Genomic DNA, 23,033 nt, shown 5'->3' with positions numbered 1-23,033 from the left:
GGTTTTCCCTCCCCTTAAAGCAGAATGTCGGTGTAAAGCTCGGACGCATCCGGCTCCGGATTGGCCTGAGCAAAATCAGCCGAGTCAGCCACCACATCCCGGATATTCTTGTCTATCGCCTTGAGATCATCTTCGCTGGCGTGCTTCATCTCGAGGATACGCGCCTTGACCTGTTCGATCGGATCATGCTCGGCACGCATCTTCTGGACTTCGTCCTTGGTGCGGTACTTGGCAGGATCGGACATGGAGTGGCCACGGTAACGATAGGTGAGCATTTCGAGAATGATCGGGCCCTTGCCGGCCCGGCAATGCGCGACAGCCTCTTCGCCGGCCGCGTGAACCGCACGCACATCCATGCCGTCGACCTGATGCCCCGGAATCCCGAAGGAATTGCCGCGAAGCGAGAAATTCGACTGCGCTGACGAGCGCTCAATCGAGGTGCCCATGGCGTAGCGGTTGTTCTCGACGATATAGACCACCGGCAACTTCCAAAGGGCTGCCATGTTGAAGCTCTCGTAGACCTGCCCCTGGTTGGCCGCACCGTCGCCAAAATAGGTCAGCGACACGTTGTCGTTGCCACGATAGCGGTTGGCAAACGCCAGACCGGTGCCGAGTGAAACCTGGCCGCCGACGATGCCGTGGCCGCCGTAGAAATTCTTTTCCTTGGAGAACATGTGCATGGAGCCGCCCTTGCCGCGGGAATAGCCTCCGCGGCGGCCGGTGAGCTCGGCCATAACGCCGCGCGCTTCCATGCCAGTTGCAAGCATGTGGCCGTGGTCACGGTAGCCGGTGATCACCTGATCACCATCCTTGAGCGACATCTGCATGCCGACAACAACTGCTTCCTGCCCGATGTAAAGGTGACAGAAACCGCCGATAAAGCCCATGCCATAGAGCTGTCCGGCCTTCTCTTCGAATCGCCTGATCATGAGCATCTCACGATAGGCCTCAAGCTCGGCATCTTTGCTGAATTCGGTGATCCCGCCGTTCAGTCCGCTTTTCGCGGCCTGTTTCTTGCGGGGAGCTGCAGTCGCGGTTTTCCGTGGAGCCATGTCATCCTCCCAGTGGTCATGTTAATTGACCATAGGGAAATTCAGACCCATCAGCAAGCGCATTAATGCATGGCTGCCATGATATTCAAGATATTGAAATTGCTAGGATTTCTTTATATTAACCGAATTTCGGTTAATCACCTAAATCAATTGAAATACACAATCTCATCTTCGCGCGCGACATTGAGCATCAGCCGCGCACGTTCATCGAGCGCGTCGGCCTCTACAATGCCATCGCTGAGCAACTTCACCCGTGTTTCCAGATGTTGCCTGCGTTCAGTCAGGGTTGCAAGCCGCTCGGTCAACTCCACCCGACGCTGCTCAAGCGCCGCCGTGGCATTGAGCCCGAAGTCTCCATGCCAGGAATGAAACCCGAAATAGACAAAGCAGCCAATGGAGAGCACCGGAATGACCCAGAGCCCCCAGGATTGCTGCCGCCGAAACTGTGTTCGCATTCAAAAACGCCTTACCCGTGCGATGTTTCGAACCTGCCACCACATGTTTAAGAATGGGTTAGCTTCCTGCCGGGATTCTTGGTGCCAGTTGAACCTGTTGCCACCAAGTGGCATGCCTCGGCCCTCACCATAGCGAGGTCCGCATACAAAGATGCCCGCGCGGAGCGCGGGCATTGTATTTGATTGCTTGTCTCACCTACAGCGAACTTGTCTCACCAGCTGCGAAAATGCTGCAAGTCCGCTGCACGCGGAATGAACGCGATCAGGCGCGCAGCACCGATGTACCCGCATAAAAGCCCTCTACGCCCAGCTCTTCCTCGATGCGGATCAACTGGTTGTATTTGGCCAGCCGGTCGGAGCGGGAAAGCGAACCGGTCTTGATCTGTCCGCAGTTCGTGGCAACCGCCAGATCGGCGATGGTCGAATCCTCGGTCTCGCCGGAGCGGTGACTCATCACTGCGGTGTAACGCGCCTTCTGCGCGGTCTCGACTGCTTCAAGCGTTTCGGTCAGCGTCCCGATCTGGTTGACCTTGACCAGGATCGAGTTGGCGACGCCCATCTTGATGCCGTCGCGCAGCCGTGCGGTGTTGGTGACAAACAGATCGTCACCAACCAGCTGGCACTTGTCGCCAATCATCTCGGTGAGGACCTTCCAGCCGTCCCAGTCATCTTCCGCCATGCCGTCTTCAATGGAGATGATCGGATATTTGGCCGCGAGCTCGGCGTAGTAGGCAGCCATTTCCGCACTTTCGAGAATGCGCCCCTCGCCTGCCAGGTCGTATTTTCCATCCTTGAAGAATTCGGTCGAGGCCGGATCGAGCGCCAAATAGATGTCTTCGCCGGGACGATAACCGGCCTTCTCGATTGACTTCATGATGAAATCCAGCGCCTCGGGCGCACTTTTGAGATCCGGCGCAAAGCCACCCTCGTCGCCGACATTGGTGTTGTGACCGCCGGCCGCAAGCTCCTTCTTCAAGGTGTGGAAGACTTCCGAGCCGATTCGAACGGCATCCGAGAAGCTGGCCGCGCCAACCGGCATGATCATGAATTCCTGAAAATCGATCGGGTTGTCGGCATGCGAGCCACCGTTGATGATGTTCATCATCGGGACCGGCAACAAACGCGCATTGGCGCCGCCAACATAACGGTAGAGCGGCAGGCCGCTCGATTGTGCAGCGGCACGGGCTGCCGCCAGTGAGACGCCGAGAATGGCGTTGGCGCCCAGTGTGCCCTTGTTGGCACTGCCGTCCAGCGCAATCATCGCCTTGTCGAGCGCAATCTGGCCCTCCGCATCCATGCCACAGATGTTGTCGCGCAACGTACCGTTGACTGCAGCCACCGCCCTTTGAACGCCCTTGCCGAGATACCGGCTTCCGCCATCACGCAGTTCGACGGCCTCATGAGCGCCGGTGGACGCGCCCGAAGGAACCATTGCGCGCCCCATGGAGCCATCTTCCAGGTGGACATCAACTTCCACTGTCGGGTTTCCGCGGCTGTCGAGCACTTCCCGTCCGGCAATATCGATAATGGCGGTCATGGCATGGTTCCTTGTCTATACTGGGATCGGTTCGCCGGTCAGGCGTTGCGCCGTCTTACCGCAACGCGGCGAAAAATCAATCACAGGCGACCGGGGCGTGATGCACGCCCGATTCCCGCAGCCGCCGCCCGATCCGATCATGACTGCAACCATACCTGCGCAACAACCTGACCGCCTGTTATTAGGGTTGAATAATTTTTTACTAATTCAAAAATATTTATCTATCTTGCCTCGATCCGTTAAGGATTTCAAATCACCCGCTTCTCGCGTGAATGCGGCGTCCCTCGTTCCGGAAACCGGACAAAACCATGCCAATGCATGGCTTTATTCGCATGGGAAACGGAGTATCGACGCATACGCACTCCAAAATTTAATGCACTCCACACCTCAAATCTAAGGGTGGCGCGTTAAGACCTGCTTCATCACTTGTTAACGGCGCTGATCAAGATTGGTTGCGGAATTGAAACGATCCCGTACAGGGCGGACAGACGCGCTTGCTTCAAAAGCTCTGATGCATGGTCGTTTCCAACAAGCGTTAACGAATGGACCAAAGAAATGAACTTGAATATCAGTCGCAGTCTCATGGCTTTCGCTATTTTCGTAACTCTCGGGCTCCTCGCATCGGTCGGGCTCAAGAACTATGCTTTTGACAAACTGAAAGTGAATGGCCCTGTCTACCAAGACATTGTCTATGGCAAGGACCTTATCGCCGATATTCTTCCTCCGCCACTTTACATTGTAGAATCTTACATGCTCGCGAATGAGGTCAACGCGCACCCGACTATCCAGGAGAAGAATTTCGCGAAGATCGCGACTCTCAAGGATCTGTACGAAGAGCGGAGGGTCTACTGGCAGGAGTCTACGCTCGACCCCGCGCTCAATGCAAAGCTGCAGGATGATGTTCTGGTCAAGGGCGATGCTTACTGGTCGGTGATGAATGACCAATACATTCCGGCTGTGGAGTCAGGCGACGCAAACGCTGCCCTCATTGCTCTCGGCGAACTGTTCAATACATTTCACGTGCATGACAAAGCGGTCAATGAACTCGTAGACACGGCCTCTACTTACCTCACACGCGTCGAAACCAACGCTCAAACCACCAGTGGAACGTTTTCAATTCTTACAGTCGTGGCAAGCGCAGTGTCAGTCCTGATGTTCCTTGGCGGCCTCTACATGTTCCGTCGTCGCGCCGTGCTTCCATTGACGGCCATGAAGGACTACATGGGCAAGCTGTCAGCTGGCGATTACTCCGAAGAAGTCCCCTATGCTGACCGCAGGGACGAAATTGGCGAGATGGCACAGTCGGTCGCCTTCTTCCGCCAGGCGGCCCTCGATCGCAGGACTTCGCGGAAGCAGTCGGAGCAGCTGCAAGCAGAGTCCCTTCGGCAGGAACAGGAGGCTGCAGAACGGCAGGCTGCTGCTGACGCCGAGCGTGTGCGTGTCATCGAAGCGCTGACAGCTGGACTGGAAAATCTCTCTGCAGGCAACCTGACCTACCGCATCGGCGAAGCCTTTGCTCCGGACTACGAGAAGCTGCGCACCGAGTTCAACGCCTCTGTTGAAAAGCTCAACGAGACCATGCAGGAGATCGCAGTCACCACCGAAGCTGTGCGCATGTCGTCTTCGGAAATCGGCAGCTCGGCGGATGATCTGTCCAAGCGCACCGAGCAGCAGGCCGCCTCGCTTGAGGAAACCGCAGCAGCGCTCGACCAGATCACCGCGACGGTCAAGAGTTCCGAGCAGCGCGCCGATGAAGCCAGCAATATGGTCGGCGCGACCAAGGCGGGTACCGAGAAGTCGGCCAAGGTGGTCCAGGACGCCATCTCTGCCATGGAAAAGATCGAGGAATCCTCTGGCCGCATCAGCCAGATCATCTCGGTGATTGACGACATCGCCTTCCAGACCAACCTGCTGGCGCTGAATGCCGGTGTGGAAGCAGCGCGTGCCGGGGAAGCCGGCCGGGGCTTCGCCGTGGTCGCCCAGGAAGTGCGTGAACTGGCCGGCCGTTCCGCCAATGCTGCCAAGGAGATCAAGACCCTGATCGAGACCTCCTCGACCCAGGTCGGCGCAGGCGTGTCGCTGGTCAACGAAACCGGCGTGGCTCTTGGTGAGATCGAGGGCCAGGTGATCAAGATCAATGATCACATCCGTTCGATCGTGACCGGTGCCCGCGAGCAATCGACGGCACTCAGCGAGATCAACTCGGCCATCAACCAGATGGATCAGGTGACCCAGCAGAACGCGGCGATGGTGGAAGAGACCAATGCTGCCACGCAGGGCCTCTCCAGCGAGGCTGTCAAGCTCGAAAGCCTGGTGCAGCGTTTCAAGACCGGCGGCACCGCTACGGGCCGGGTTGCGGCCCAGTCACCGGCACGCGGCAATGCGCCCGCTCCGGCTTCCGCAAATGCGCGGCCGACAGCTTCACCCGCAAGGGCACTTGGCGCAAAGATCGCCTCGGCCTTTGGTGGCGGCGCATCGTCAGCGAAGAAACAAGAAGAGCAGTGGGACGAATTCTAAGCGTATTCGCAACATGCTGAAAAAAGGGCCGCCGGCATTTGTCCGGCGGCCCTTTTTGTTTCTGCCAAACAAACCGGTTCCAGTCTGAAACTCAGGCAGCGCCGCGTTTGGCCACCGAATCAAATGCCATCAAGGTCTCAAGCAACCTTGGCAGATCCTTGAGCGGGATCATGTTGGGACCATCGGAGGATGTAGAGTTGTCCGGATCCTGATGGGTCTCGATGAAGACTCCGGCAATGCCAACTGCGACGGCGGCGCGCGAGAGTGTCTCGACAAACCGGCGTTCACCGCCCGAGGTGGCTCCCTGTCCGCCTGGCTGTTGCACCGAGTGCGTGGCGTCGAAAATCACCGGCGCGCCCATATCTGCCATAATCGGCAGCGCCCGCATGTCGGAAACCAGCGTGTTGTAGCCAAACGAGGCGCCGCGCTCGGTCAGCAGCACGTTCGCGTTGCCCGAGCCTGTGATCTTGCCGAGCACGTTCTTCATGTCCCAGGGCGCCAGAAACTGGCCCTTCTTGACATTGATCACCTTGCCAGTCTTTGCCGCAGCCACCAGCAGATCGGTCTGCCGGCACAGGAACGCCGGGATCTGAAGCACATCGACATGGGGGGCAACGATGGCGCAATGCTCTTCGGTGTGGATATCGGTGAGCACCGGCAGGCCGAGTTGCTGGCGCAGATCATCAAACACGGGCATTGCAGCATCCAGCCCGGCGCCGCGTGTGCTCGACAGCGATGTGCGGTTGGCCTTGTCATAGCTCGATTTGTAGACAAGCCCGATGCCCAGGCCTGCGCACAATTCCTTCAGCGCTCCGGCCATGTCAAAAGCATGATCCCGGGATTCGAACTGGCACGGCCCTGCAATCAGCGTCAGCGGCCTGGTGTTGTCGAAAACCGCATCGCCGACTGTTACGGTGGAGTTGGCTTCACTCATCGTATTTCCTCAAAGCAATAGATCGCACCCTGGCCTGGCGCGGGATCAACCAGCAGGCGCGACCCCACTTCGCGGGCGCTCACGCCGTTCTTCTGCAACAGTTCGGCCAGGACGACCATATCGCGCACTCTGAATGCCAGCGCCCGGCCAAGAAGGCCGCGCTCGCGGCTTGTGTCAACCAGGCCGAGAAAGGCTTCGAGTCCGGCACGGTTGAGCACTGTGACTGCTGCGCCATCAAGCTCGATGGTCATGCCGAAGGAGTTGGCATCGACCTCACGGTTGTCGCAGAGCTCCTGGATGAAATACTGAAAATCGGTCGGGTTGGGTTCGGACAGATACACTTCCGAAATGCCGGCAACGCCATTCGCATGGGCGGTCAGGGCCGAGCGGTCGGCAGCGGGCACATTGATGCGCTCAACGGCGAAACCGAAGAAATCGGGCGCACGCAAATCGGCCGCAAAGGCGAGCTTGAAGCTTGCTGTTTGCTCCGAGCCATCAGGAAACTTCATCGGCCGCGAAAAGCCCAGCAAATCGCCGGCAGACATGCCCAGCTCCTGGAAACGGGCATGATCGCCGTCGGCGTCGCCCGATCCGACCACCAATGCGGAAAAACCGGTGTCGCCCAGCCGGAAGCGGTGGGCCTGGTCACGGGCGACGAAGACATTGCCTGCGCGCGCCGCCTGTTCGCATTCCTCACGCGAGGCCACCGCCAGGGGTTCGAGATAGGTGCCATCGGCGAAGAAGACGCAGGCATTCTCGGTGCCAAAGGGATGACGCGCATCCGCGGCAACGGTAAAGCCGAGCGCCGCATGGCGGGCACGGGTTGTCTCAAGATCCTCAACCGGCAAAACCAGATGGTCGAGCGGTCGCGGGGTTCGCGGGGATGTCATCTGTTTCTCACTCCGTTCCGCCCTCCCATATCAGCATCGCCGATCGCCGCGCAACCGGGTGTATTCCGGCCCTACCCTTGCGGGAATCACGCTCAAGCGCTATCCATTGGCCGGGGCTGAAAGGGAGTTGACCTTTGATCGGGCTGGTTGCGGGCGCGTGGAATCGCTGCAAATTGTCGATATCCATTTTTTTGGTAGCGGCTTTTGTGTCTGCCTGCGCCTCGTCTGGCGGGTCGATCGATGAAGCCGTCTATTCGGTTGCGCCTACGACCGCCAAATATGCCGCAATCGTGGTCGACGAGAAGTCCGGCAAGATGCTCTATGGCGCCAATGTCAATGAGCTGCGCTATCCCGCCTCGCTGACCAAGATGATGACGGTCTACATGCTGTTCGAGGCGATGGATCAGGGCCGCATCAGCCGCGACACACCAATTCCGATCAGCCGCAATGCCGCACGCCGCCCTCCCTCGAAGCTGGGCCTGAAGGCCGGCCAATCGATCCCCGTTGACACCGCCATCCGGGTGCTTGTGGTCAAGTCAGCCAATGACGTGGCCACGGCCGTGGGTGAATTCCTCGGCGGCGGCTCGGAGGCGCGGTTCGCCGACATGATGACAGCCAAGGCGCGGACACTCGGCATGAGCCGCACGACCTTCAAGAATGCCTCAGGCCTGCCCGATCCGGATCAGGTTTCAACCGCGACCGACATGGCGCGGCTGTCGATCGCGCTGAGACGGAATTTCCCGCATCATTACAGCTATTTCGGACAGACCGAGGTGACTGTTGCAGGCCGCACGATCAAGGGCCACAACAAGGCGATGAAGATGATCCCGGGCGCTGACGGGCTCAAGACAGGTTACACCCGCGCCTCGGGCTTCAACCTGGCAACGTCGGTACGGCACCAGGGCAAATCGGTCGTCGGCGTGGTGATGGGTGAGGACAAGGCCAGCATTCGCGATGCACGAATGACCCAGCTGATGTCCGCTTACATCAAGCGCGCCAAATAGCTTCAGCTTCGAACTCTCCTCCCGGCAGAGCCGTTGATTGACCGTTCTGCCTGGGCAGACAGATCAGGGGCCGACGCAGGAGATTCCGACCGGTGGCTCGTCCTCGATCTGCACAAAGCCGATCTGCAATGGAGCGCTGTCGTGCTCACCGCGAAGCAACCTGATGGCGGCGATCCGCTTGGTCGCCTGCGGATCCACCAGATCAATGCGAAAAAGCTCACCATCATCAAAGGATTGTGCAATCACCACCTGCTCCCCCGGCAAGCTCGGTTCAGTTGTCAGGTCCCGTTCTCCAATCCCGATCAAGACCCTGAGGACATTGGGAACCGGGCCAGCACCCAGAAGGATGTCGACATTGGAGTCGAATTTCATGTCAGTGCAGCTGATCGATTGCGTGGCATGGGCCGGTGTTGCGCCCGGCGCAGCCAGAATGCCCGCAGCTATGGTTGCAAGAACTGTGTATCGATGTCGCATGGTCTGCTCCTCCTCATGTTCGCGCGCGAATGGTGGCCCGCGCCAACCGCCATCGCCAAGGCTCGCAGCCGTGCCACACCACAAGAGTGTCAAGGATAGCATGTTTCCCCCTAGCGGCGAACACGCAGGCCAAAGGCGGCGCCATCAGGTTGTTTGCACAGAGTGATGAGGTCGGGATTCAGTTTTCCGTCGAAGCTGCTTGCCGACGGCATGCAGCCTTGCGGCGCGGGCACCATCGCCCTGCTCTGGACGTATCCCCGCCCATCTGCCAAAAGCATCCCCGGACGCGACTGCCGTTATCTATAGAACGGGGTCGGGCTGTAGATTGACGTCACGCAGCTGCCGCGAGAACACGCTGGCCGTCCTTTGATTAACTCTACACCCATGATGGAATTGCCCGCGGCACCGCAATCCCGGCCGCGGCTGATTACACCAGCCGCGACTGCTCGAGCGCTGCTTCGATGAAGCTGGCAAACAACGGGTGCGGTTCAAGTGGCCGGGACTTGAGCTCGGGATGGTACTGCACGCCGATGAACCAGGGATGGACATCGAGGGGATATTCAATGGTCTCGGGCAGCAGGCCATCAGGAGAGACGCCCGAGAACACGAGGCCGGCGGCTTCAAGTTGATCCTTGAAGGCGATGTTGACCTCATAGCGGTGGCGGTGGCGCTCGGACACTTGCTCGGACCCATAAATGCCCGAAATCAGTGACCCGGACTTCAGAGGATGCGGATAGGCACCCAGGCGCATGGTACCGCCCAGATCGCCGTTTTCGGCGCGTTTTTCAAGCTGGTTGCCCTTGAGCCATTCGGTCATGATGCCGACGACGTGGGTCCCGCTGCTGCGGTCAAACTCCGATGAATCGGCGTCACTTATGCCAGCCAGGTTCCGCGCAGCGTCAAGCACAGCCATCTGCATGCCGTAGCAGATGCCGAAATAGGGCACCTTGCGTTCACGAGCGAACTGCGCGGCCTTGATCTTGCCTTCCGCGCCGCGCTCGCCAAAGCCGCCCGGCACCAAAATTCCATTGACCTTTTCAAGCCAGGGCGACGGGTCTTCTTTCTCGAAGATCTCGCTCTCGATCCACTCAAGCTTGACCCTGACCCGGTTGGCGATGCCACCGTGATAGAGCGCTTCGATCAGCGATTTGTAGGCATCCTTGAGGCCGGTGTATTTGCCGACGATGGCGATTGTGACCTCGCCCTCGGGATTGTGGATGCGCTCGGACACCGTTTCCCAGGCATCCATGCGTGGCTTTGGCGCCGGATCTATCCCGAAGGCTGCCAGAACCTCGGTGTCGAGGCCTTCCTTGTGATAGGCGATCGGCACATCATAGATCGATGGCACATCAAGCGCCTGGATAACGGCTGAAGGGCGCACATTGCAGAATTGCGAGAGCTTGCGGCGTTCCTCGGCCGGTATCTCGCGGTCTGCACGCACCAGCAGGATATCGGGCGCAATGCCCATGGCCTGCAGTTCCTTGACCGAGTGCTGGGTCGGCTTGGTCTTGAGTTCACCCGCCGCCGCGATCCACGGCATCAGCGTGAGGTGGACATAGACGGCATTGCCGCGCGGCAGATCATTGCCAAGCTGCCGGATCGCTTCAATGAAGGGCATGGCCTCGATATCACCAACGGTGCCGCCAATTTCGCAGAGCACGAAATCATAGTCCTCATTGCCCTCAAGCACGAAATTCTTGATTTCATTGGTGACGTGCGGAATCACCTGAACGGTGGCGCCGAGGTAATCGCCGCGCCGTTCCTTGTCGATGATGTCCTTGTAGATCCGGCCAGTTGTGATGTTGTCGGACTGCACCGCCGAGCGCCCGGTGAAACGCTCGTAATGCCCCAGATCCAGATCGGTCTCCGCACCATCGTCGGTGACGAACACCTCGCCGTGCTGGGTCGGGCTCATGGTGCCCGGATCAACGTTGAGATAGGGGTCGAGTTTGCGCAGCCGCACCCGGTAACCACGGGCCTGCAGCAATGCGCCAAGGGCGGCTGAGGCTATGCCTTTTCCAAGCGAGGAGACCACGCCGCCGGTGATGAATACGTATCGCGCCATGGGATTGGACGGATACCCTCAGTTCTGTGATTCCGCCACCCCAAAAAAACATCAGGCCGATTTTTCGGTGCATAACGCAATGCAGCTCACAAAAGAAAGCCGACCCGGGTCAGATCATATCTGGCGCGGGCCGGCGAAAGAAATCTTGTTGCTGAGTTAGGAAGCCTTACTGGCCAGACGGCACATCCGACGGTGCGGCTGGTGCTGCCGGGATATCTCCTGCTGCCCCTTGCGCTGGAGCTGCCGGGGTTGGCGCGCCACCAAGCTGGTCGAGAACACCTGAGCCGGTGCCCTGAGTCGGGACAGAGATTTGGTCGATGATGTCGGTCGGGCTGTCGCCATAGCGTGCCAGAATACCAAGTGCCAACGACGTGACAAAGAAGGCAGCCGCCAAAATCCCGGTGGTGCGGGTCAGCGCATTGGCAGCGCCTCGCGCCGACATGAAGCCGGAACCGCCGCCGATCCCCAGACCGCCGCCTTCCGAGCGCTGAACCAGCACGATGCCGACAAGCGCCAGCACGATCATGAGATGAATGACAATCAATACGGTTTGCATAGGGTTCTTTCCTGCCCGCTGTGGGCGCAATCATCGTCGGTTTTGCGGCTCTTTACACGAGCAACGCCGTCTTTCCAAGTCCCGGGTGGCCGCAACTCCATATGCGGACCAGCCAAAACCTGCGCCGGATCACCCAAACAGGCTGCGACACGCCTTACAAATGGCGAGGAAGTCCGACGCTTTCAAGCTTGCCCCGCCAATCAGTGCGCCATCGACATGGGGCACAGCCATGAGTTCAGCAGCGTTGGACGGCTTGACCGAGCCACCATAGAGAAGCCGCATTGCAGCGCCTTCGCCGGCAAAACGGCTTTTCATCTGCTCGCGGATAAAGGCATGGGCTTCGGCCACATCCGCAACAGTCGGTGTCAGCCCCGTGCCGATGGCCCAGACCGGCTCATAGGCAATGACGGTGTCCTTTGCAGTGGCGCCATCGGGCACGGAACCCGCAAGCTGGGTTTCCAGAACCTTCAGCGTATCCCCGGATTTGCGCTCGGCCTCGGTCTCGCCGATGCAGATGACGCGGACCAGCCCGCCAGCTTTGGCGGCTTCCGCCTTGGCGCGAATGGTCGCATCGCTCTCTTTGTGCAGCGTGCGGCGCTCTGAATGGCCAACCAGCACATAGCCCGCCAGGCAGTCGGCGATCATCTGGGCTGAAATGTCGCCGGTGAATGCACCGGACTGTTCGGTGTGGCAATCCTGCGCGCCTATTGCCAATGGCGTTTCATCAGCGATTGCGGTTGCCACGTAAAGAAGCGTTGCCGGCGGACAGATCAGTGCGTCGATCTTGTCCGTAAGATCCGGGCCCAGACCATCAGCGATTGCCTTGATCTGATCAAGGTTTTCACGCGTGCCGTTCATTTTCCAGTTACCAGCCACAAGTGGGCGAATGTCAGGTGTCATCTGTCGTCCCCGTTCGAAATTTCATCAGATAGTGCTGCACCGGGCCTTAGCAGACCGGGCAAACTTTGCAAACGACGCGGACACGGCAGAACTCGGCTCGCAAATCAGATCTGTCTTACAACAACTCTGCCGAACCTGTCTTCCAGGTGTCGAACACCAAAACAGACCCGACATGCAAACCCATACGATTTGATGGCTTTTAATTAATGGCTTAACGCTCCCTAGATTTCTTCGTGGCAAGCTGCACCTATGGAAAATCAGATATTCGACAAGCCTGTTATTCTACGGCAATGGGGGTTTTGGGCAGTCATTGCCGGAGCGGCCGCCCTAATTCTTGTCTTTGCCCAGATGGCAGGGCCGTCTTTTGAAGCGAAGCCGTCCGCCGCTGTGCAAATCGGTGAGATCGCCGGAGAGATCAAACGATCGGCATGGCGGTCGTTTTTTGGCTTGGCGAATGAAGCACCTGCGCCTGCCCCCGTTTCGGTGTGGACCTATGTGTCATTCGCCGCCCCCATACTTGGTGTCATCGCAATCGTGCTGTCCCTGGTCTCTGGCGTTTTGCGCGAAAACAAGCGCTTCTACACATATGGCGCCGGACTGGGCATTGCAGCAATCGTGTTTCACTTTTTGTGGTGGGTCGCCCTGCTGATAGCTGGCGTCGTCTTGCTGGTGGCGATTATCGAAAACATCGGCGACATATTCAGCTTTTCCTGAAAGCCGCATCGACAATTGGGCCGTACCCGATGTTGGCGGCCTGGTGGTGCCTTCTCAGAGAATGAATTCAACGAAAACTGAGCGGTGTTTGACCACGCATGCCGACCATAGCGCAGCCGCTTTTGGTCTGAGCGGGGTGCCAATCGTTCAGCAACCGCCATCTGAACTCCGAGACGGCTTCTCAGCCGCGGATCTGCTTTTTCGATCGTGTCTATTCTACGCCCCTGCCCTTCATTTCGCCAAAGCTTTCGTCTAAAGGGACTTTGACAGGTTTCGTGCGCGTCTTCGAACGCGTTCGGGACCGCGGATATCTCGATGCAGGAGCTTCGATGCTTGATACATTGCGCAAGGGCGCCAAAAGCTGGGTCGCCCAATTTCTCCTCGTTCTGCTGGTCGCCTCGTTCGCGGTCTGGGGCATCTCGGGGTCAATCCTGAATGCTGGCGGCAGCGCGGTTGTCACGGTGGGTGACACTGAAGTGTCTCCCAACGAGTTCCGTCTCGCCTATGACCGCCAAATGGCGGCTGTCGGCCAACAGCTCGGCACCCGTCTGACCCAGGAACAGGCACGCGCCTTCGGCATCGAAAATCAGGTTTATTCACAACTGATCGCCGGTGCGCTGCTCGATGAGCAGGCGCGCGAGATGAATCTCGGCCTGTCCGACAGCCGGCTTGCTGCCTTGATTGCCCAGGATGCAGCTTTTCATGATTTCAACAGCCGCTTCGACCGCTCAATCTTCCGTCGCGTGTTGAACTCCGTCGGCATGAGTGAGGAAGACTATATCCGCAGCCGCAGCCAGGTGGCAGTGCGCACACAGATCGTCGAAGCGGTCGCGGAAGGTTTTGATGCGCCCGACGCGATGATATCTGCCCTGGCTCAGTATGAAGCCGAGACCCGTGATGTGAATTATCTGCTGCTGACGAAAGCCAACATCGATCCGGTCCCAGCACCCTCCGACGATGAATTGAGTGCCTTCTTCGAGAGCAACAAAACCCGATATGCAGCGCCTGAGTATCGCAAGTTCACCTATGTGAAGCTTGAAAGCGAAGACATCGCCGATCCCGCTGCGATCAGTGACGAGATGGCGCGGGCGGATTACGAGGCGCGCAAGAACCGTTACACCACGGCGGAAACCCGGACCATCGATCAGCTGGTGTTTGCTGATCGCGAGGCGGCCGAAGCAGCTGAGGCGGAACTTGCCTCGGGCAAGAGTTTCGACACGCTGATCACTGATCAGGGACGCACCGCCGCTGATGTGCGGCTGGGCAGTTTCACCGAGGAAACAGTGCCGGACCAGTCTCTGGCCGATGCCGCTTTCGCAATCACTGACGCGGGCGGCGTTTCTCCGGTTGTTGACGGTCAGTTCGGCCCGGTGATTCTGCGGGTCGCCGAAATTACACCCGAATCCTCCCGGAGCTTCGAAGAGGTGCAAACCGAGATCCGCGACGAACTGGCGCTGGCGGAAGCCGCACAGGTTCTTCTTGACGTGCATGACGCCTATGAGGATGCCCGCGCCGGCGGCATGACCTTGATGGAGGCTGCAACACAGCAAAAACTCACGCCCGTCACCATTGAAGCGGCCGACCGCAGCGGACAGACACCGGATGGCACAGTGCTTTCCGAGTTGCCGCAATCACAACAATTGCTACGCGATGTCTTTGAGACGGAACCAGGTGTTGAAGCCCCGCCGATCAGCCTTGGCGTTGAAGGTTTCGTCTGGTTCGAGGTCGAAGATGTGACACCGGCACGGGACCGCACCCTCGATGAAGTCCGCGAGCAGGTTGTTGCCGACTGGAGCAGCGAGCAGGAGCTTGAAGCATTGGGCGCCAAAGCGACGGCGCTTCAGGAACGGCTCGAAAGGGGCGCAGACCTGTCCGCCATCGCCGCGGAACTGTCGATCGCGGTGGAAACCAAGTTCTCACTTAACCGGACCGATACGGACCCGGTGTTCGGCGAAGCAGCGGTCGCCGCAGCGTTTTCGGGCCCGCAGGGTCTGGTGACGGTGGCCAATGACACTTCGGGAGACAACAAAATCCTGATCCAGGTCACCTCAGTCAATGATGCATCCGGGACCACAGCGGATTCGGTTAGCCAGGAACAGCGCGACCAGATCTCCCAGCAGATCGCGGACGACATTCTCGACCAGGTGGTGGCGCAACTTCAGGCCGAATACGGCGTCTCGGTCAATCGGGAACTGGCCGAGCGGGCACTGGCCTTTTAAGAGGAATGCGGGCGTTGCCGCGAGACAGGGGGAGCCGGCGTACATGGCTGATCTGAAATCCTTCATCGCCAAGGTTGCCGCGGGCGAACCGCTGAACCGCGAGGATGCCCGCAAGGCGTTCGGCGTGATGATGTCGGGCGACGCGACACCAGCGCAGATCGGCGGTTTCCTGATGGCTCTGCGGGTGCGTGGCGAGAGCGTGGACGAGATCTATGGCGCGGTCAGCGTGATGCGCGAAAAGATGCTGCCGGTCAGCGCGCCCGCGGGAGCCGTCGACATCGTCGGAACTGGCGGCGACGCGTCAGGCACCTACAATGTGTCAACTGCCGCGGCCTTTATTGCCGCAGGCGCCGGCCTGAAGGTCGCAAAGCACGGCAATCGTGCGCTCTCATCGAAATCCGGTGCCGCAGATTCGCTCGCCGCACTTGGCGTATCCCTTGAGCTCGATCCGGACGGAATTGCGGCCTGCATCCGCGAGGCCGGTGTCGGCTTCATGTTCGCACCGGCACACCATTCAGCCATGCGGCATGTGGGCCCAAGCCGGGTGGAGCTTGGAACCCGCACGATCTTCAATTTGCTGGGCCCTTTGTCCAACCCGGCAGGCGTGACGAAACAGCTGCTTGGGGTGTTTTCGCCGGTCTGGCTCGAGCCGATTGCCGAGGTGCTCAAGGATCTTGGCTCGGAAACCGTCTGGGTGGTGCATGGTGACGGACTCGACGAGATGACAACCACAGGGCCAACACGGGTGGTCGCGCTCGAAAATGGCCGTATCCGCAGTTTCGAAACAACGCCCGAGGAGCTGGGGCTCGAGCGCGTCGATCTCGCCGCACTCAAGGGTGGCGACGGCATCTACAATGCCAAGGCACTCAAGAAGGTGCTCGAGGGCGAGATCAACGCCTATCGCAACATCTCGCTTTTGAATGCGGCAGGCGCGCTTGTGGTCGCAGGCAAGGCCGAAACGCTGCAAGAGGGTATTGAGCAGGCAGCACACGCGATTGACAGCGGCGCGGCACTGACCGCTCTCGAGACGCTGGTGGCGGTTTCCACCGCCCATGCACCCGCACCGAAGAAGGGGTGACACGATGAGCGACATCCTCGCAAAGATCGAAGCCTACAAGCGCGACGAGATTGCCGCCGCCAAGGCACGGGTTCCGCTTGCTGAGGTCAAGGCGCGAGCGCGCGACCTTGAAGCGCCGCGCGGCTTCGCAGCCGCGATCGAAGCCAAGCATCAGGCTGGCGGCTACGCGCTGATTGCGGAAATCAAGAAGGCAAGCCCTTCCAAGGGTCTGATCCGTGCCGATTTCAACCCGCCGGCACTTGCAAAGGCCTATGAGGCCGGTGGTGCGGCCTGCTTGTCAGTGCTCACCGACACCCCGTCGTTTCAGGGTGCGCCGGAGTTCTTGACCGCAGCCCGCGCGGCCTGCAGCCTGCCGGCCTTGCGCAAGGATTTCATGTTCGACATCTACCAGGTCCACGAAGCCCGGAGCTGGGATGCCGACGCGATCCTGATCATCATGGCTTCGCTTGACGATGACGACGCCAGGCGGCTTGAAGATGAAGCCCACGGGCTTGGTATGGCAGCCCTGATCGAGGTTCATGACGAGCGTGAGATGGAACGCGCGCTGAAGCTAGACAGCCCGCTGATTGGCGTCAACAACCGCAATCTGCGCACCTTCGAGGTTTCGCTGTCGGTGTCCGAGCGGCTGGCCGCGATGGTTCCAGACGGCCGCATCCTGGTGGGAGAAAGCGGGATTGGTACCCATGCCGATTGCGTACGCCTCTCCACAAGCGCGATATCCACGTTCCTGGTGGGCGAGAGCCTTATGCGGCAGGACGATGTCACCGCTGCCACCCGTGCGCTGCTCACTGGCGCTGACGCTGCTGCGGCAGCCGAATGATGGCCGACCCCGGCGCTCCACGCCTGACACACTTGGCCGAAGACGGGACGGCCGTGATGGTGGATGTCGGCGACAAGGCCGACACGACCCGCATCGCAGAGGCCGAAGGTCATGTGCGGATGAGGCCCGAGACGCTTGCGCTGATCATGGCCGGCGACATGAAAAAAGGCGACGTCATCGGTGCCGCGCGGATCGCCGGCATCATGGCCGCCAAACAGACCGCCAACCTTATTCCGCTGTGCCATCCGCTGGCGCTGACCAAGGTCAGTGTCGAGATCACACCGGACGAGGCCCTGCCCGGCTTGCAGGTACGTACGCTCGCCAAGCTCACCGGCAAGACCGGCGTCGAGATGGAAGCGTTGACGGCGGCTTCGGTTGCCTGCCTGACCATTTATGACATGGGCAAGGCTGTGGACCGCGGCATGGAGATCGGCGGGATCAGGGTGATCACCAAATCCGGCGGCAAATCCGGCAACTGGGCCGTTGCATCGAAGGGCAAGAGCTGATGAACTTGATGCCGGTTGATGAAGCACTTGCGCGCATTCTCGATGGCGCGGCTCCGGATAGCCAAGCTGAGATGCTACCCCTGGCGCAGAGTTTTGGCCGGGTCCTTGCAAGTGATCTCAAGGCGCTGCGCACCCATCCGCCCTTCGCGGCCTCCGCAATGGACGGTTATGCGGTTCGAGCCGAAGATGCGCAGGCAGGTGCGGTGCTGAAGCTGCAGGGTGAATCTGCTGCCGGACATGGCTTTGACGGGACTCTGTCCGCCGGATCTGCAGTTCGTATTTTTACCGGCGCGCCGGTGCCCGCGGGCGCGGACACGGTGGTGATCCAGGAAAACACCGAGCGGATCGACGGTGGCTCCGTGCGGATCACCGCGGCTGCGGAACCAGGGCGGCACATTCGCGCCGCCGGCATCGATTTCGAGGAAGGAAAGACCGGGCTTGAGGCCGGGCGCTTGCTTGACGCCGGTGCGATCACCTTTACCGCGGCGATGAACCACGCCACCCTGCCCGTCTACAGGCAGCCCAGGATTGCCATTCTTGCCACAGGCGACGAATTGCGGCTGCCGGGCGAGACACTCGGGCCGGGCCAGATCATTGCATCGAACACTTACGGCGTTGGCGCGCTGGCGCGCGGCGCAGGCGCTCAAGTGTTCGATCTGGGCATCGCGGAAGACCGGATGGAAGCGCTTGATGGGGCGCTGGATTCAGCCATTGCGCAACGAGCCGACGTGCTGGTGACCATCGGCGGAGCTTCGGTGGGCGACCATGACCTGGTGCAGAAAGCGCTCACGGCACGCGGGATGGCTCTTGATTTCTGGAAAATCGCCATGCGGCCGGGCAAGCCACTGATGTCGGGCCGTCTTGGCAACATGCGTGTTCTGGGTCTGCCTGGGAACCCGGCGTCGAGCCTCGTCTGCGCACATCTGTTCCTGGAGCCATTGATCACCCGCCTTGCCGGGTTGCCGGATCCGGCGCGGGTCAAATCCGCAGTCCTTGGCCGGGATTTGCCCTCAAACGATCTGCGTCAGGACTATCTGCGCGGCGATCTCTCCCGCGACCCATCCGGCGCCCTTGTCGCCAGCCCTATGCCACGGCAGGATTCGTCGCTGATGAAGGTCTTCGCCGATGCCCGCTGCCTGATCATCCGCCCACCCCTTGCGCCCGCCGCAAAGGCCGGTGAAGCATGTGACGTGCTCGTGTTGCGGGATTGACCGTTGCAATGCTTGGTTTCGCCGGTCGGAAGATGGCGATGCGGCCGTAAGGTTCTTGATCAGTGCATTTAACGATGCAGTCTCGCGGACGGATCAATCAAGACCAGACGGGATGCCGAAGTCCAATGACTGGATCGCTCTTGCCAGCTACGGGTTGGAGACACTCGAATTCGAGGAGATCCAATCTCTGGTCTGGCAGAACGCAATTTCGACGGCCGAAAGAATTTGTAACCTGCTGCATGATGCCGTTGAAACTTGCGACAAGCCTTTTCAGGATAATGCAACCGTTCCTCCGGCTGAAGCTGTTCGACCGACGTAGACCATGCGCCCTACACAGCTTCTTGGCTGATCTCGGCAACCTCAACCGAGCGCCGCTATCACGGTGTCGGTCTTGGTCACCAGCGACACATTCTGAAGCGCGTAATTGATCGAGGCGTTGTGCCAGTCGGCATTCATTCTCGAGCATCCGTCTTCCGGGATCACCATGATATAGCCCTTGTCGGCTCCGGTGCGGGCGGTGTGCTCGTTGGACATGTTCGTCCACGCGCCGGTTTCAATGATCATGTCACGGCCTTCGGCCTTGAGAATGGTCTCGAGACTTGAGCCTTCCCAGGCCGACATGCGTAATTTCTCAACCACGAATTCGTCATGCCTTGGCTCAAGGCGCGGAACTGGCGCACGGCTGTGTCGGGCATGGTGTCACTGGGTGCGCCGACAATCTCGGTTTTTTGCCACCGGCCATGCCGCCAGCCTGGTCGAATGCCATTTCCACATTGCGAACGCCATCGGCGCCACCGGCTGCGAAAACGCCCTCAGGCGCAACCAGGATGCAAATCCTGACGGTGTCCTCTGCCAACGCTCCCGCGGGCAGCAGGAAACAAGTCGCTACTGAATCGACAAGTGCCTTTTTCATGGCCTTCCTCCCCAAGCAGGCGCGGACCACTTCTCCCAAGGTCACCACCCCGTCGCCTGCATGATAAATACGGCACCTGACCCAAGGTTGGCAGCCTCACGCCAGGCCGCGATGCCCCGGGGTTGGTCGCCATACCCCTGCGTCTTTATTTTTGAGCGGATGTGTAGCGGTCTGTGCCGAACCGAAGCACCATGCAAGAATGCAGGCACATCCTGCGGTTACCGCTGGGGAGACGGAAACAGGTGTTCACGGTCAGACGAGCGCCGAGTAAGTGAATTGGGAGAAAACGTATGAGTGACAATCAGTTCCAGGGGATGGTCGCAATCGTGACTGGCGGAGCGCAGGGCATTGGCGAAGCCGTGGCGCGGCGGTTGAGCAGCGGAGGCGCCAGGATCGCCCTATGGGATATGGACCAGGAACTGGCAGAACGGACCGCGCAAAGTCTTGATCAGGCAATTGCCCTGAAGGTGGATATCTCCGACTGGGACGATGTTCAAAGCGCCTGTGCGAAAACGCTCGACGCGCTTGGCCGTATCGACATCCTCGTCAATTCGGCAGGCATCGCCGGTTCCAACGCGCCCGTCGAGGAGTACCCGGTGGATGAGTTCGCGAAAATCATCGCGGTCAATCTGAACGGCACCTTTCACGTCAACCGCGCCGTCGTGCCGACCATGCGGGCACAGGCCTATGGCCGGATCGTCAACATCGCCTCGGTTGCAGGCAAGGAAGGCAACCCCAACGCATCCGCATATTCCGCGTCAAAAGCGGGCGTCATCGGCTTTACCAAATCACTTGGAAAGGAGCTTGCCGGGCTGGACATTGCCGTGAATTGCGTAACTCCAGCAGCGGCGCGCACCCGGATCTTTGACCAGATGGCGCAAACCCATATCGACTATATGCTGTCAAAGATTCCGCGAGGCCGCTTTCTTGAACTCAACGAAGCGGCCGAGATGATCGCCTGGCTGTGTTCGCGCGAAAACAGCTTCACCACTGCCGGTGTGTTCGACCTGTCTGGAGGCCGTGCCACCTATTAGCGCGACAGCAGCACCATTGAGGAAGACCGGGGGCTGCACGTTACTTGTCATTGGTTTTTGACAAGCACTCAGGTTCAAATTGTCCGTCGTCGAATGATTTGAGACTTTTCGTGCGTTGGAAGAGTGGAGTTTCCGGCTCGGTTTGCGGTTCGATTTAAGCCGCTTTTGCATTGTGCTTCAAGCGGCGCTGCTTGATGGTGTTTCGTTTGATCCTTTCGCGTTGGAGCAAGATGGTCTGGCCTCGCCCGAAGTAGACGTCAGCCGGGGTGAGATTGTCGAGGCTCTCGTGGTATCGGCGATGGTTGTAATGCTCGACGAAAGCCGCGATTTGGGCTTCGAGGTCTTCTTGGAAGAAGTAGTTTTCCAGGAGAATGCGGTTCTTTAACGTCTGGTGCCAGCGTTCGATTTTGTCTTGCGTCTGCGGATGGCCCGGAGCACCGTGGACCTGGCCGATCTTGTGTTTTTCCAGCCATTCACCGAGATCGGCAGCGACGTAACATGGGCCATTATCCGACAGCAGGCGCGGTCGGTGTTCGACCTTTACCGTGTCGCAGCCTGATGCGACCAGCGCCAGGTCGAGCGTGTCTGTGACGTCATCGACCTTCATGCTGGTGCACAGCTTCCAGGCGATGATGTAGCGGGAATAGTCGTCGAGGATGGTCGATAGGTAGAACCATCCCCAGCCAATGACCTTCAGATAGGTGAAGTCGGTTTGCCACATCTCGTTCGGTCGCGTGGTCTTGTCCTTGAACTCGTTGTTGGCTTTGATGACTATATAGGCTGGCGACGTGATCAGGTCGTGGGCCTTCAGAAGGCGGTAGACCGAAGCCTCTGACACGAAATAGCTTTCCGTGTCGGTGAACTTGACCGCCAGCTCGCGTGGAGACAGATCTGCATGGTCCAGGGCCATGGTGACAATGCGATCACGCATGTCGTCGGGGATGCGGTTCCACACCCGCGATGGGGCCGAGTGCCGATCTTCCAGGCCTTCGACGCCGTGTGTCAGAAAACGGTCGTACCAGCGATAGAAGGTCGGCCGGGGAATGCCGAGTTTGTCGAGCGTCTGCTTGGCAGGCAGGTGAGATTCTTCGACGAGCCGGATGATTTCAAGCTTCTCAGTGGCAGGATATCTCATTCCTCGTCGCCCCCATGCCCGATCATGCTTTTTTTGAGCAGACGGTTTTCCAGGGTGAGGTCGGCCAGCGCCTCTTTCAAGTCACGGCTTTCACGGCGTAGCACCTTCACCTCGTCGCTGGTCGCCGGACGGGCCGTGTCTCCGGCAAGCCGCTTCTTGCCGGCTTCGAGGAATTCCTTCGACCAGCTATAATACAGGCTCTCGGCGATGCCTTCGCGGCGGCAGATTGTGGCAATGCTGTCCTCGCCACGAAGGCCCTCCAGCACGATACGGATTTTGTCCTCGGACGAATGGTGTTTGCGCGTCGCGCGGCGAATGTCCTTGATCGTCTTCTCTGCCGCCGATGTCTGTGGCCCGGTTTTCTGTCTCATCTTCGCTTCCTTTGAGTGAGCTACGATGAGCCGAAAATCCTCTCTTCTCAATTAAACCAAATCTGTCTCAAGGGCGCTGATGTCGGACAAGGACAACAGCATCGCCAGCCGGTTGCGGGTTGGCGAGCTTGTCCAGTTTGGCCGGTACCCGCACCATCAGGGCCGGCCAACAGGCAAAGATCATGACGAAGTCGGACAGGCACTCAAGACCTTCGATCTCTGGGACATCAGGGGAAAATTCGTCGACACCCTGTCAGGCGGTGAGCGCCAGAGGGTCCGGGCTGCGATGTGTTTCGCGCAGGGCACCGGCTACATGCTTCTCGATGAGCCGTTGAACAATCTCGACATCTTCTATGCACGCGAACTGATGCGCACCCTGCGCCAAGTGGCGGACACGACCGGTCGCAGCATCATCATCGTCCTGCACGATCTCAACCATGCCGCTGTTCATGCCGACCGGATTGTGGGGATGCGTGAAGGAAAGATCGTTGCCGACGGCAGCAGCGAGGACGTGATGCGCCCGGAGGTGCTGGAGACCCTGTTCGGCTTCAGGATCGATGTGCAGCTGATCGCGGGAAAACCGATCAGCCTTCACTTCATCTAATCGCTGCTCGAGACTGTTGGTCTTTTTCGGCTTGGTCCCAAATG

The 23,033-nt window shown here is 59.4% G+C and carries 22 protein-coding genes and 1 pseudogene; 11 read left to right on the top strand and 12 right to left on the bottom strand.

Going from position 1 to position 23,033, the window contains the following annotated elements; translation table 11 throughout:
• Nucleotides 1–14: 14 nt before the first annotated feature.
• The 3 genes from pdhA to eno all read right to left on the bottom strand — a co-directional run bounded on the left by pdhA (nucleotide 15) and on the right by eno (nucleotide 3,044).
• Nucleotides 15–1,052 (bottom strand): pyruvate dehydrogenase (acetyl-transferring) E1 component subunit alpha, encoded by a 1,038-nt coding sequence (gene pdhA, locus HPDFL43_RS10385; protein ID WP_007197286.1) that lies wholly within the window; start codon nucleotides 1,050–1,052, stop codon nucleotides 15–17.
• 146 nt (nucleotides 1,053–1,198) lie between these two features.
• Nucleotides 1,199–1,507 (bottom strand): FtsB family cell division protein, encoded by a 309-nt coding sequence (locus tag HPDFL43_RS10380; RefSeq protein ID WP_007197285.1) that lies wholly within the window; start codon nucleotides 1,505–1,507, stop codon nucleotides 1,199–1,201.
• Between the two features lie 262 nt (nucleotides 1,508–1,769).
• Nucleotides 1,770–3,044, bottom strand: a complete 1,275-nt coding sequence (eno, locus tag HPDFL43_RS10375; protein WP_007197284.1) for a phosphopyruvate hydratase — start codon at nucleotides 3,042–3,044, stop codon at nucleotides 1,770–1,772.
• Here eno and HPDFL43_RS21955 point away from each other — a divergent pair.
• Together HPDFL43_RS21955 and HPDFL43_RS10370 are read left to right on the top strand one after the other, a co-directional pair.
• Nucleotides 3,034–3,441, top strand: a complete 408-nt coding sequence (locus HPDFL43_RS21955; protein ID WP_156970255.1) for a hypothetical protein — start codon at nucleotides 3,034–3,036, stop codon at nucleotides 3,439–3,441. The two genes, eno and HPDFL43_RS21955, sit on opposite strands and share 11 nt — an antisense overlap.
• A 158-nt stretch (nucleotides 3,442–3,599) precedes the next feature.
• Nucleotides 3,600–5,561: a methyl-accepting chemotaxis protein gene (locus HPDFL43_RS10370; RefSeq protein ID WP_156970254.1), complete on the top strand. Its 1,962-nt coding sequence runs from the start codon at nucleotides 3,600–3,602 to the stop codon at nucleotides 5,559–5,561.
• Between the two features lie 91 nt (nucleotides 5,562–5,652).
• Here the strand turns inward: HPDFL43_RS10370 and kdsA are convergent, their stop codons facing one another.
• Complete coding sequence (kdsA, locus tag HPDFL43_RS10365; RefSeq protein ID WP_007197282.1) at nucleotides 5,653–6,495, bottom strand: 3-deoxy-8-phosphooctulonate synthase; 843 nt, start codon at nucleotides 6,493–6,495, stop codon at nucleotides 5,653–5,655.
• Nucleotides 6,492–7,385 carry a VOC family protein gene (locus tag HPDFL43_RS10360; RefSeq protein ID WP_007197281.1) on the bottom strand — a complete coding sequence of 298 codons (894 nt, stop codon included), beginning with the start codon at nucleotides 7,383–7,385 and terminating at the stop codon, nucleotides 6,492–6,494. Before HPDFL43_RS10360 ends, kdsA begins: the two co-directional genes overlap by 4 nt.
• A gap of 173 nt (nucleotides 7,386–7,558) precedes the next feature.
• Here HPDFL43_RS10360 and HPDFL43_RS10355 point away from each other — a divergent pair, with 173 nt between their 5' ends.
• Nucleotides 7,559–8,389 carry a D-alanyl-D-alanine carboxypeptidase family protein gene (locus tag HPDFL43_RS10355; RefSeq protein WP_245271116.1) on the top strand — a complete coding sequence of 277 codons (831 nt, stop codon included), beginning with the start codon at nucleotides 7,559–7,561 and terminating at the stop codon, nucleotides 8,387–8,389.
• 63 nt (nucleotides 8,390–8,452) lie between these two features.
• Here the strand turns inward: HPDFL43_RS10355 and HPDFL43_RS10350 are convergent, their stop codons facing one another.
• The 4 genes from HPDFL43_RS10350 to tpiA form a co-directional block, all read right to left on the bottom strand.
• On the bottom strand, nucleotides 8,453–8,965 hold the full coding sequence (locus HPDFL43_RS10350) for a hypothetical protein (RefSeq protein WP_156970253.1): 513 nt from the start codon (nucleotides 8,963–8,965) through the stop codon (nucleotides 8,453–8,455).
• A 325-nt stretch (nucleotides 8,966–9,290) separates the two neighbouring features.
• The gene (locus HPDFL43_RS10345) at nucleotides 9,291–10,928 is read right to left on the bottom strand and encodes a CTP synthase (RefSeq protein ID WP_007197277.1); all 1,638 of its coding nucleotides are present in this window, start codon (nucleotides 10,926–10,928) and stop codon (nucleotides 9,291–9,293) included.
• A gap of 166 nt (nucleotides 10,929–11,094) precedes the next feature.
• Nucleotides 11,095–11,484 carry a preprotein translocase subunit SecG gene (gene secG / locus HPDFL43_RS10340; RefSeq protein WP_007197276.1) on the bottom strand — a complete coding sequence of 130 codons (390 nt, stop codon included), beginning with the start codon at nucleotides 11,482–11,484 and terminating at the stop codon, nucleotides 11,095–11,097.
• Between the two features lie 129 nt (nucleotides 11,485–11,613).
• The gene (tpiA, locus tag HPDFL43_RS10335; RefSeq protein ID WP_040449187.1) at nucleotides 11,614–12,384 is read right to left on the bottom strand and encodes a triose-phosphate isomerase; all 771 of its coding nucleotides are present in this window, start codon (nucleotides 12,382–12,384) and stop codon (nucleotides 11,614–11,616) included.
• Nucleotides 12,385–12,633: 249 nt separating this feature from the next.
• On the opposite strand from tpiA, the gene HPDFL43_RS10330 reads away from it, so the two are divergent.
• The 6 genes from HPDFL43_RS10330 to HPDFL43_RS10305 all read left to right on the top strand — a co-directional run bounded on the left by HPDFL43_RS10330 (nucleotide 12,634) and on the right by HPDFL43_RS10305 (nucleotide 18,932).
• Nucleotides 12,634–13,098 (top strand): hypothetical protein, encoded by a 465-nt coding sequence (locus tag HPDFL43_RS10330; RefSeq protein WP_007197274.1) that lies wholly within the window; start codon nucleotides 12,634–12,636, stop codon nucleotides 13,096–13,098.
• Between the two features lie 329 nt (nucleotides 13,099–13,427).
• Complete coding sequence (locus HPDFL43_RS10325) at nucleotides 13,428–15,317, top strand: peptidylprolyl isomerase (protein WP_040450077.1); 1,890 nt, start codon at nucleotides 13,428–13,430, stop codon at nucleotides 15,315–15,317.
• Between the two features lie 43 nt (nucleotides 15,318–15,360).
• Complete coding sequence (gene trpD / locus HPDFL43_RS10320) at nucleotides 15,361–16,395, top strand: anthranilate phosphoribosyltransferase (RefSeq protein WP_007197272.1); 1,035 nt, start codon at nucleotides 15,361–15,363, stop codon at nucleotides 16,393–16,395.
• A 4-nt stretch (nucleotides 16,396–16,399) separates the two neighbouring features.
• On the top strand, nucleotides 16,400–17,215 hold the full coding sequence (gene trpC / locus HPDFL43_RS10315) for an indole-3-glycerol phosphate synthase TrpC (protein ID WP_007197271.1): 816 nt from the start codon (nucleotides 16,400–16,402) through the stop codon (nucleotides 17,213–17,215).
• A complete protein-coding gene (gene moaC / locus HPDFL43_RS10310; protein ID WP_007197270.1) occupies nucleotides 17,212–17,721 on the top strand; it encodes a cyclic pyranopterin monophosphate synthase MoaC in 510 nt (169 codons plus the stop codon). Before trpC ends, moaC begins: the two co-directional genes overlap by 4 nt.
• Nucleotides 17,721–18,932 carry a molybdopterin molybdotransferase MoeA gene (locus HPDFL43_RS10305; protein ID WP_040449186.1) on the top strand — a complete coding sequence of 404 codons (1,212 nt, stop codon included), beginning with the start codon at nucleotides 17,721–17,723 and terminating at the stop codon, nucleotides 18,930–18,932. The genes moaC and HPDFL43_RS10305 overlap by 1 nt, the downstream gene beginning before the upstream one ends.
• 360 nt (nucleotides 18,933–19,292) lie before the next feature.
• Here the strand turns inward: HPDFL43_RS10305 and HPDFL43_RS10295 are convergent.
• Nucleotides 19,293–19,610, bottom strand: a pseudogene (locus HPDFL43_RS10295) (cysteine hydrolase family protein); the annotation flags it as partial.
• On the bottom strand, nucleotides 19,591–19,845 hold the full coding sequence (locus HPDFL43_RS10290) for a hypothetical protein (RefSeq protein ID WP_040449185.1): 255 nt from the start codon (nucleotides 19,843–19,845) through the stop codon (nucleotides 19,591–19,593). The pseudogene HPDFL43_RS10295 and the gene HPDFL43_RS10290, both read right to left, overlap by 20 nt.
• 290 nt (nucleotides 19,846–20,135) lie before the next feature.
• Between HPDFL43_RS10290 and HPDFL43_RS10285 the strand changes: the two genes are divergently transcribed.
• On the top strand, nucleotides 20,136–20,879 hold the full coding sequence (locus HPDFL43_RS10285; RefSeq protein WP_007197264.1) for an SDR family NAD(P)-dependent oxidoreductase: 744 nt from the start codon (nucleotides 20,136–20,138) through the stop codon (nucleotides 20,877–20,879).
• A gap of 154 nt (nucleotides 20,880–21,033) precedes the next feature.
• On the opposite strand, the gene HPDFL43_RS10280 is transcribed toward HPDFL43_RS10285, so the two are convergent.
• Nucleotides 21,034–22,385 (bottom strand): IS3 family transposase gene (locus HPDFL43_RS10280; RefSeq protein ID WP_156970252.1). Its coding sequence is split into 2 segments (ribosomal slippage): nucleotides 21,034–22,049 and nucleotides 22,049–22,385, totalling 1,353 coding nucleotides; the frame shifts between segments, so codons are not numbered across the junction.
• A gap of 79 nt (nucleotides 22,386–22,464) precedes the next feature.
• Here HPDFL43_RS10280 and HPDFL43_RS10270 point away from each other — a divergent pair.
• Nucleotides 22,465–22,989, top strand: a complete 525-nt coding sequence (locus HPDFL43_RS10270; RefSeq protein WP_007197261.1) for an ATP-binding cassette domain-containing protein — start codon at nucleotides 22,465–22,467, stop codon at nucleotides 22,987–22,989.
• Nucleotides 22,990–23,033 lie beyond the last annotated feature (44 nt).

It is taken from the genome of Hoeflea phototrophica DFL-43 (assembly GCF_000154705.2).
In the GTDB taxonomy this organism is placed as follows: domain Bacteria; phylum Pseudomonadota; class Alphaproteobacteria; order Rhizobiales; family Rhizobiaceae; genus Hoeflea; species Hoeflea phototrophica.
The sequence above is the reverse complement of the archived record's forward strand: the minus strand, read 5'-3'. Positions and strand labels throughout refer to the sequence as shown.

Coding starts and splice junctions, on each gene's coding strand:
- pdhA (WP_007197286.1), bottom strand. CDS start 1,052: ATGGCTCCACGGAAAACCGCGACTGCAGCTCCCCGCAAGAAACAGGCC.
- HPDFL43_RS10380 (WP_007197285.1), bottom strand. CDS start 1,507: ATGCGAACACAGTTTCGGCGGCAGCAATCCTGGGGGCTCTGGGTCATT.
- HPDFL43_RS21955 (WP_156970255.1), top strand. CDS start 3,034: ATGGCGGTCATGGCATGGTTCCTTGTCTATACTGGGATCGGTTCGCCG.
- eno (WP_007197284.1), bottom strand. CDS start 3,044: ATGACCGCCATTATCGATATTGCCGGACGGGAAGTGCTCGACAGCCGC.
- HPDFL43_RS10370 (WP_156970254.1), top strand. CDS start 3,600: ATGAACTTGAATATCAGTCGCAGTCTCATGGCTTTCGCTATTTTCGTA.
- kdsA (WP_007197282.1), bottom strand. CDS start 6,495: ATGAGTGAAGCCAACTCCACCGTAACAGTCGGCGATGCGGTTTTCGAC.
- HPDFL43_RS10360 (WP_007197281.1), bottom strand. CDS start 7,385: ATGACATCCCCGCGAACCCCGCGACCGCTCGACCATCTGGTTTTGCCG.
- HPDFL43_RS10350 (WP_156970253.1), bottom strand. CDS start 8,965: ATGCTATCCTTGACACTCTTGTGGTGTGGCACGGCTGCGAGCCTTGGC.
- HPDFL43_RS10345 (WP_007197277.1), bottom strand. CDS start 10,928: ATGGCGCGATACGTATTCATCACCGGCGGCGTGGTCTCCTCGCTTGGA.
- secG (WP_007197276.1), bottom strand. CDS start 11,484: ATGCAAACCGTATTGATTGTCATTCATCTCATGATCGTGCTGGCGCTT.
- tpiA (WP_040449187.1), bottom strand. CDS start 12,384: ATGACACCTGACATTCGCCCACTTGTGGCTGGTAACTGGAAAATGAAC.
- HPDFL43_RS10330 (WP_007197274.1), top strand. CDS start 12,634: ATGGAAAATCAGATATTCGACAAGCCTGTTATTCTACGGCAATGGGGG.
- HPDFL43_RS10325 (WP_040450077.1), top strand. CDS start 13,428: ATGCTTGATACATTGCGCAAGGGCGCCAAAAGCTGGGTCGCCCAATTT.
- trpD (WP_007197272.1), top strand. CDS start 15,361: ATGGCTGATCTGAAATCCTTCATCGCCAAGGTTGCCGCGGGCGAACCG.
- trpC (WP_007197271.1), top strand. CDS start 16,400: ATGAGCGACATCCTCGCAAAGATCGAAGCCTACAAGCGCGACGAGATT.
- moaC (WP_007197270.1), top strand. CDS start 17,212: ATGATGGCCGACCCCGGCGCTCCACGCCTGACACACTTGGCCGAAGAC.
- HPDFL43_RS10305 (WP_040449186.1), top strand. CDS start 17,721: ATGAACTTGATGCCGGTTGATGAAGCACTTGCGCGCATTCTCGATGGC.
- HPDFL43_RS10290 (WP_040449185.1), bottom strand. CDS start 19,845: ATGAAAAAGGCACTTGTCGATTCAGTAGCGACTTGTTTCCTGCTGCCC.
- HPDFL43_RS10285 (WP_007197264.1), top strand. CDS start 20,136: ATGAGTGACAATCAGTTCCAGGGGATGGTCGCAATCGTGACTGGCGGA.
- HPDFL43_RS10270 (WP_007197261.1), top strand. CDS start 22,465: ATGTCGGACAAGGACAACAGCATCGCCAGCCGGTTGCGGGTTGGCGAG.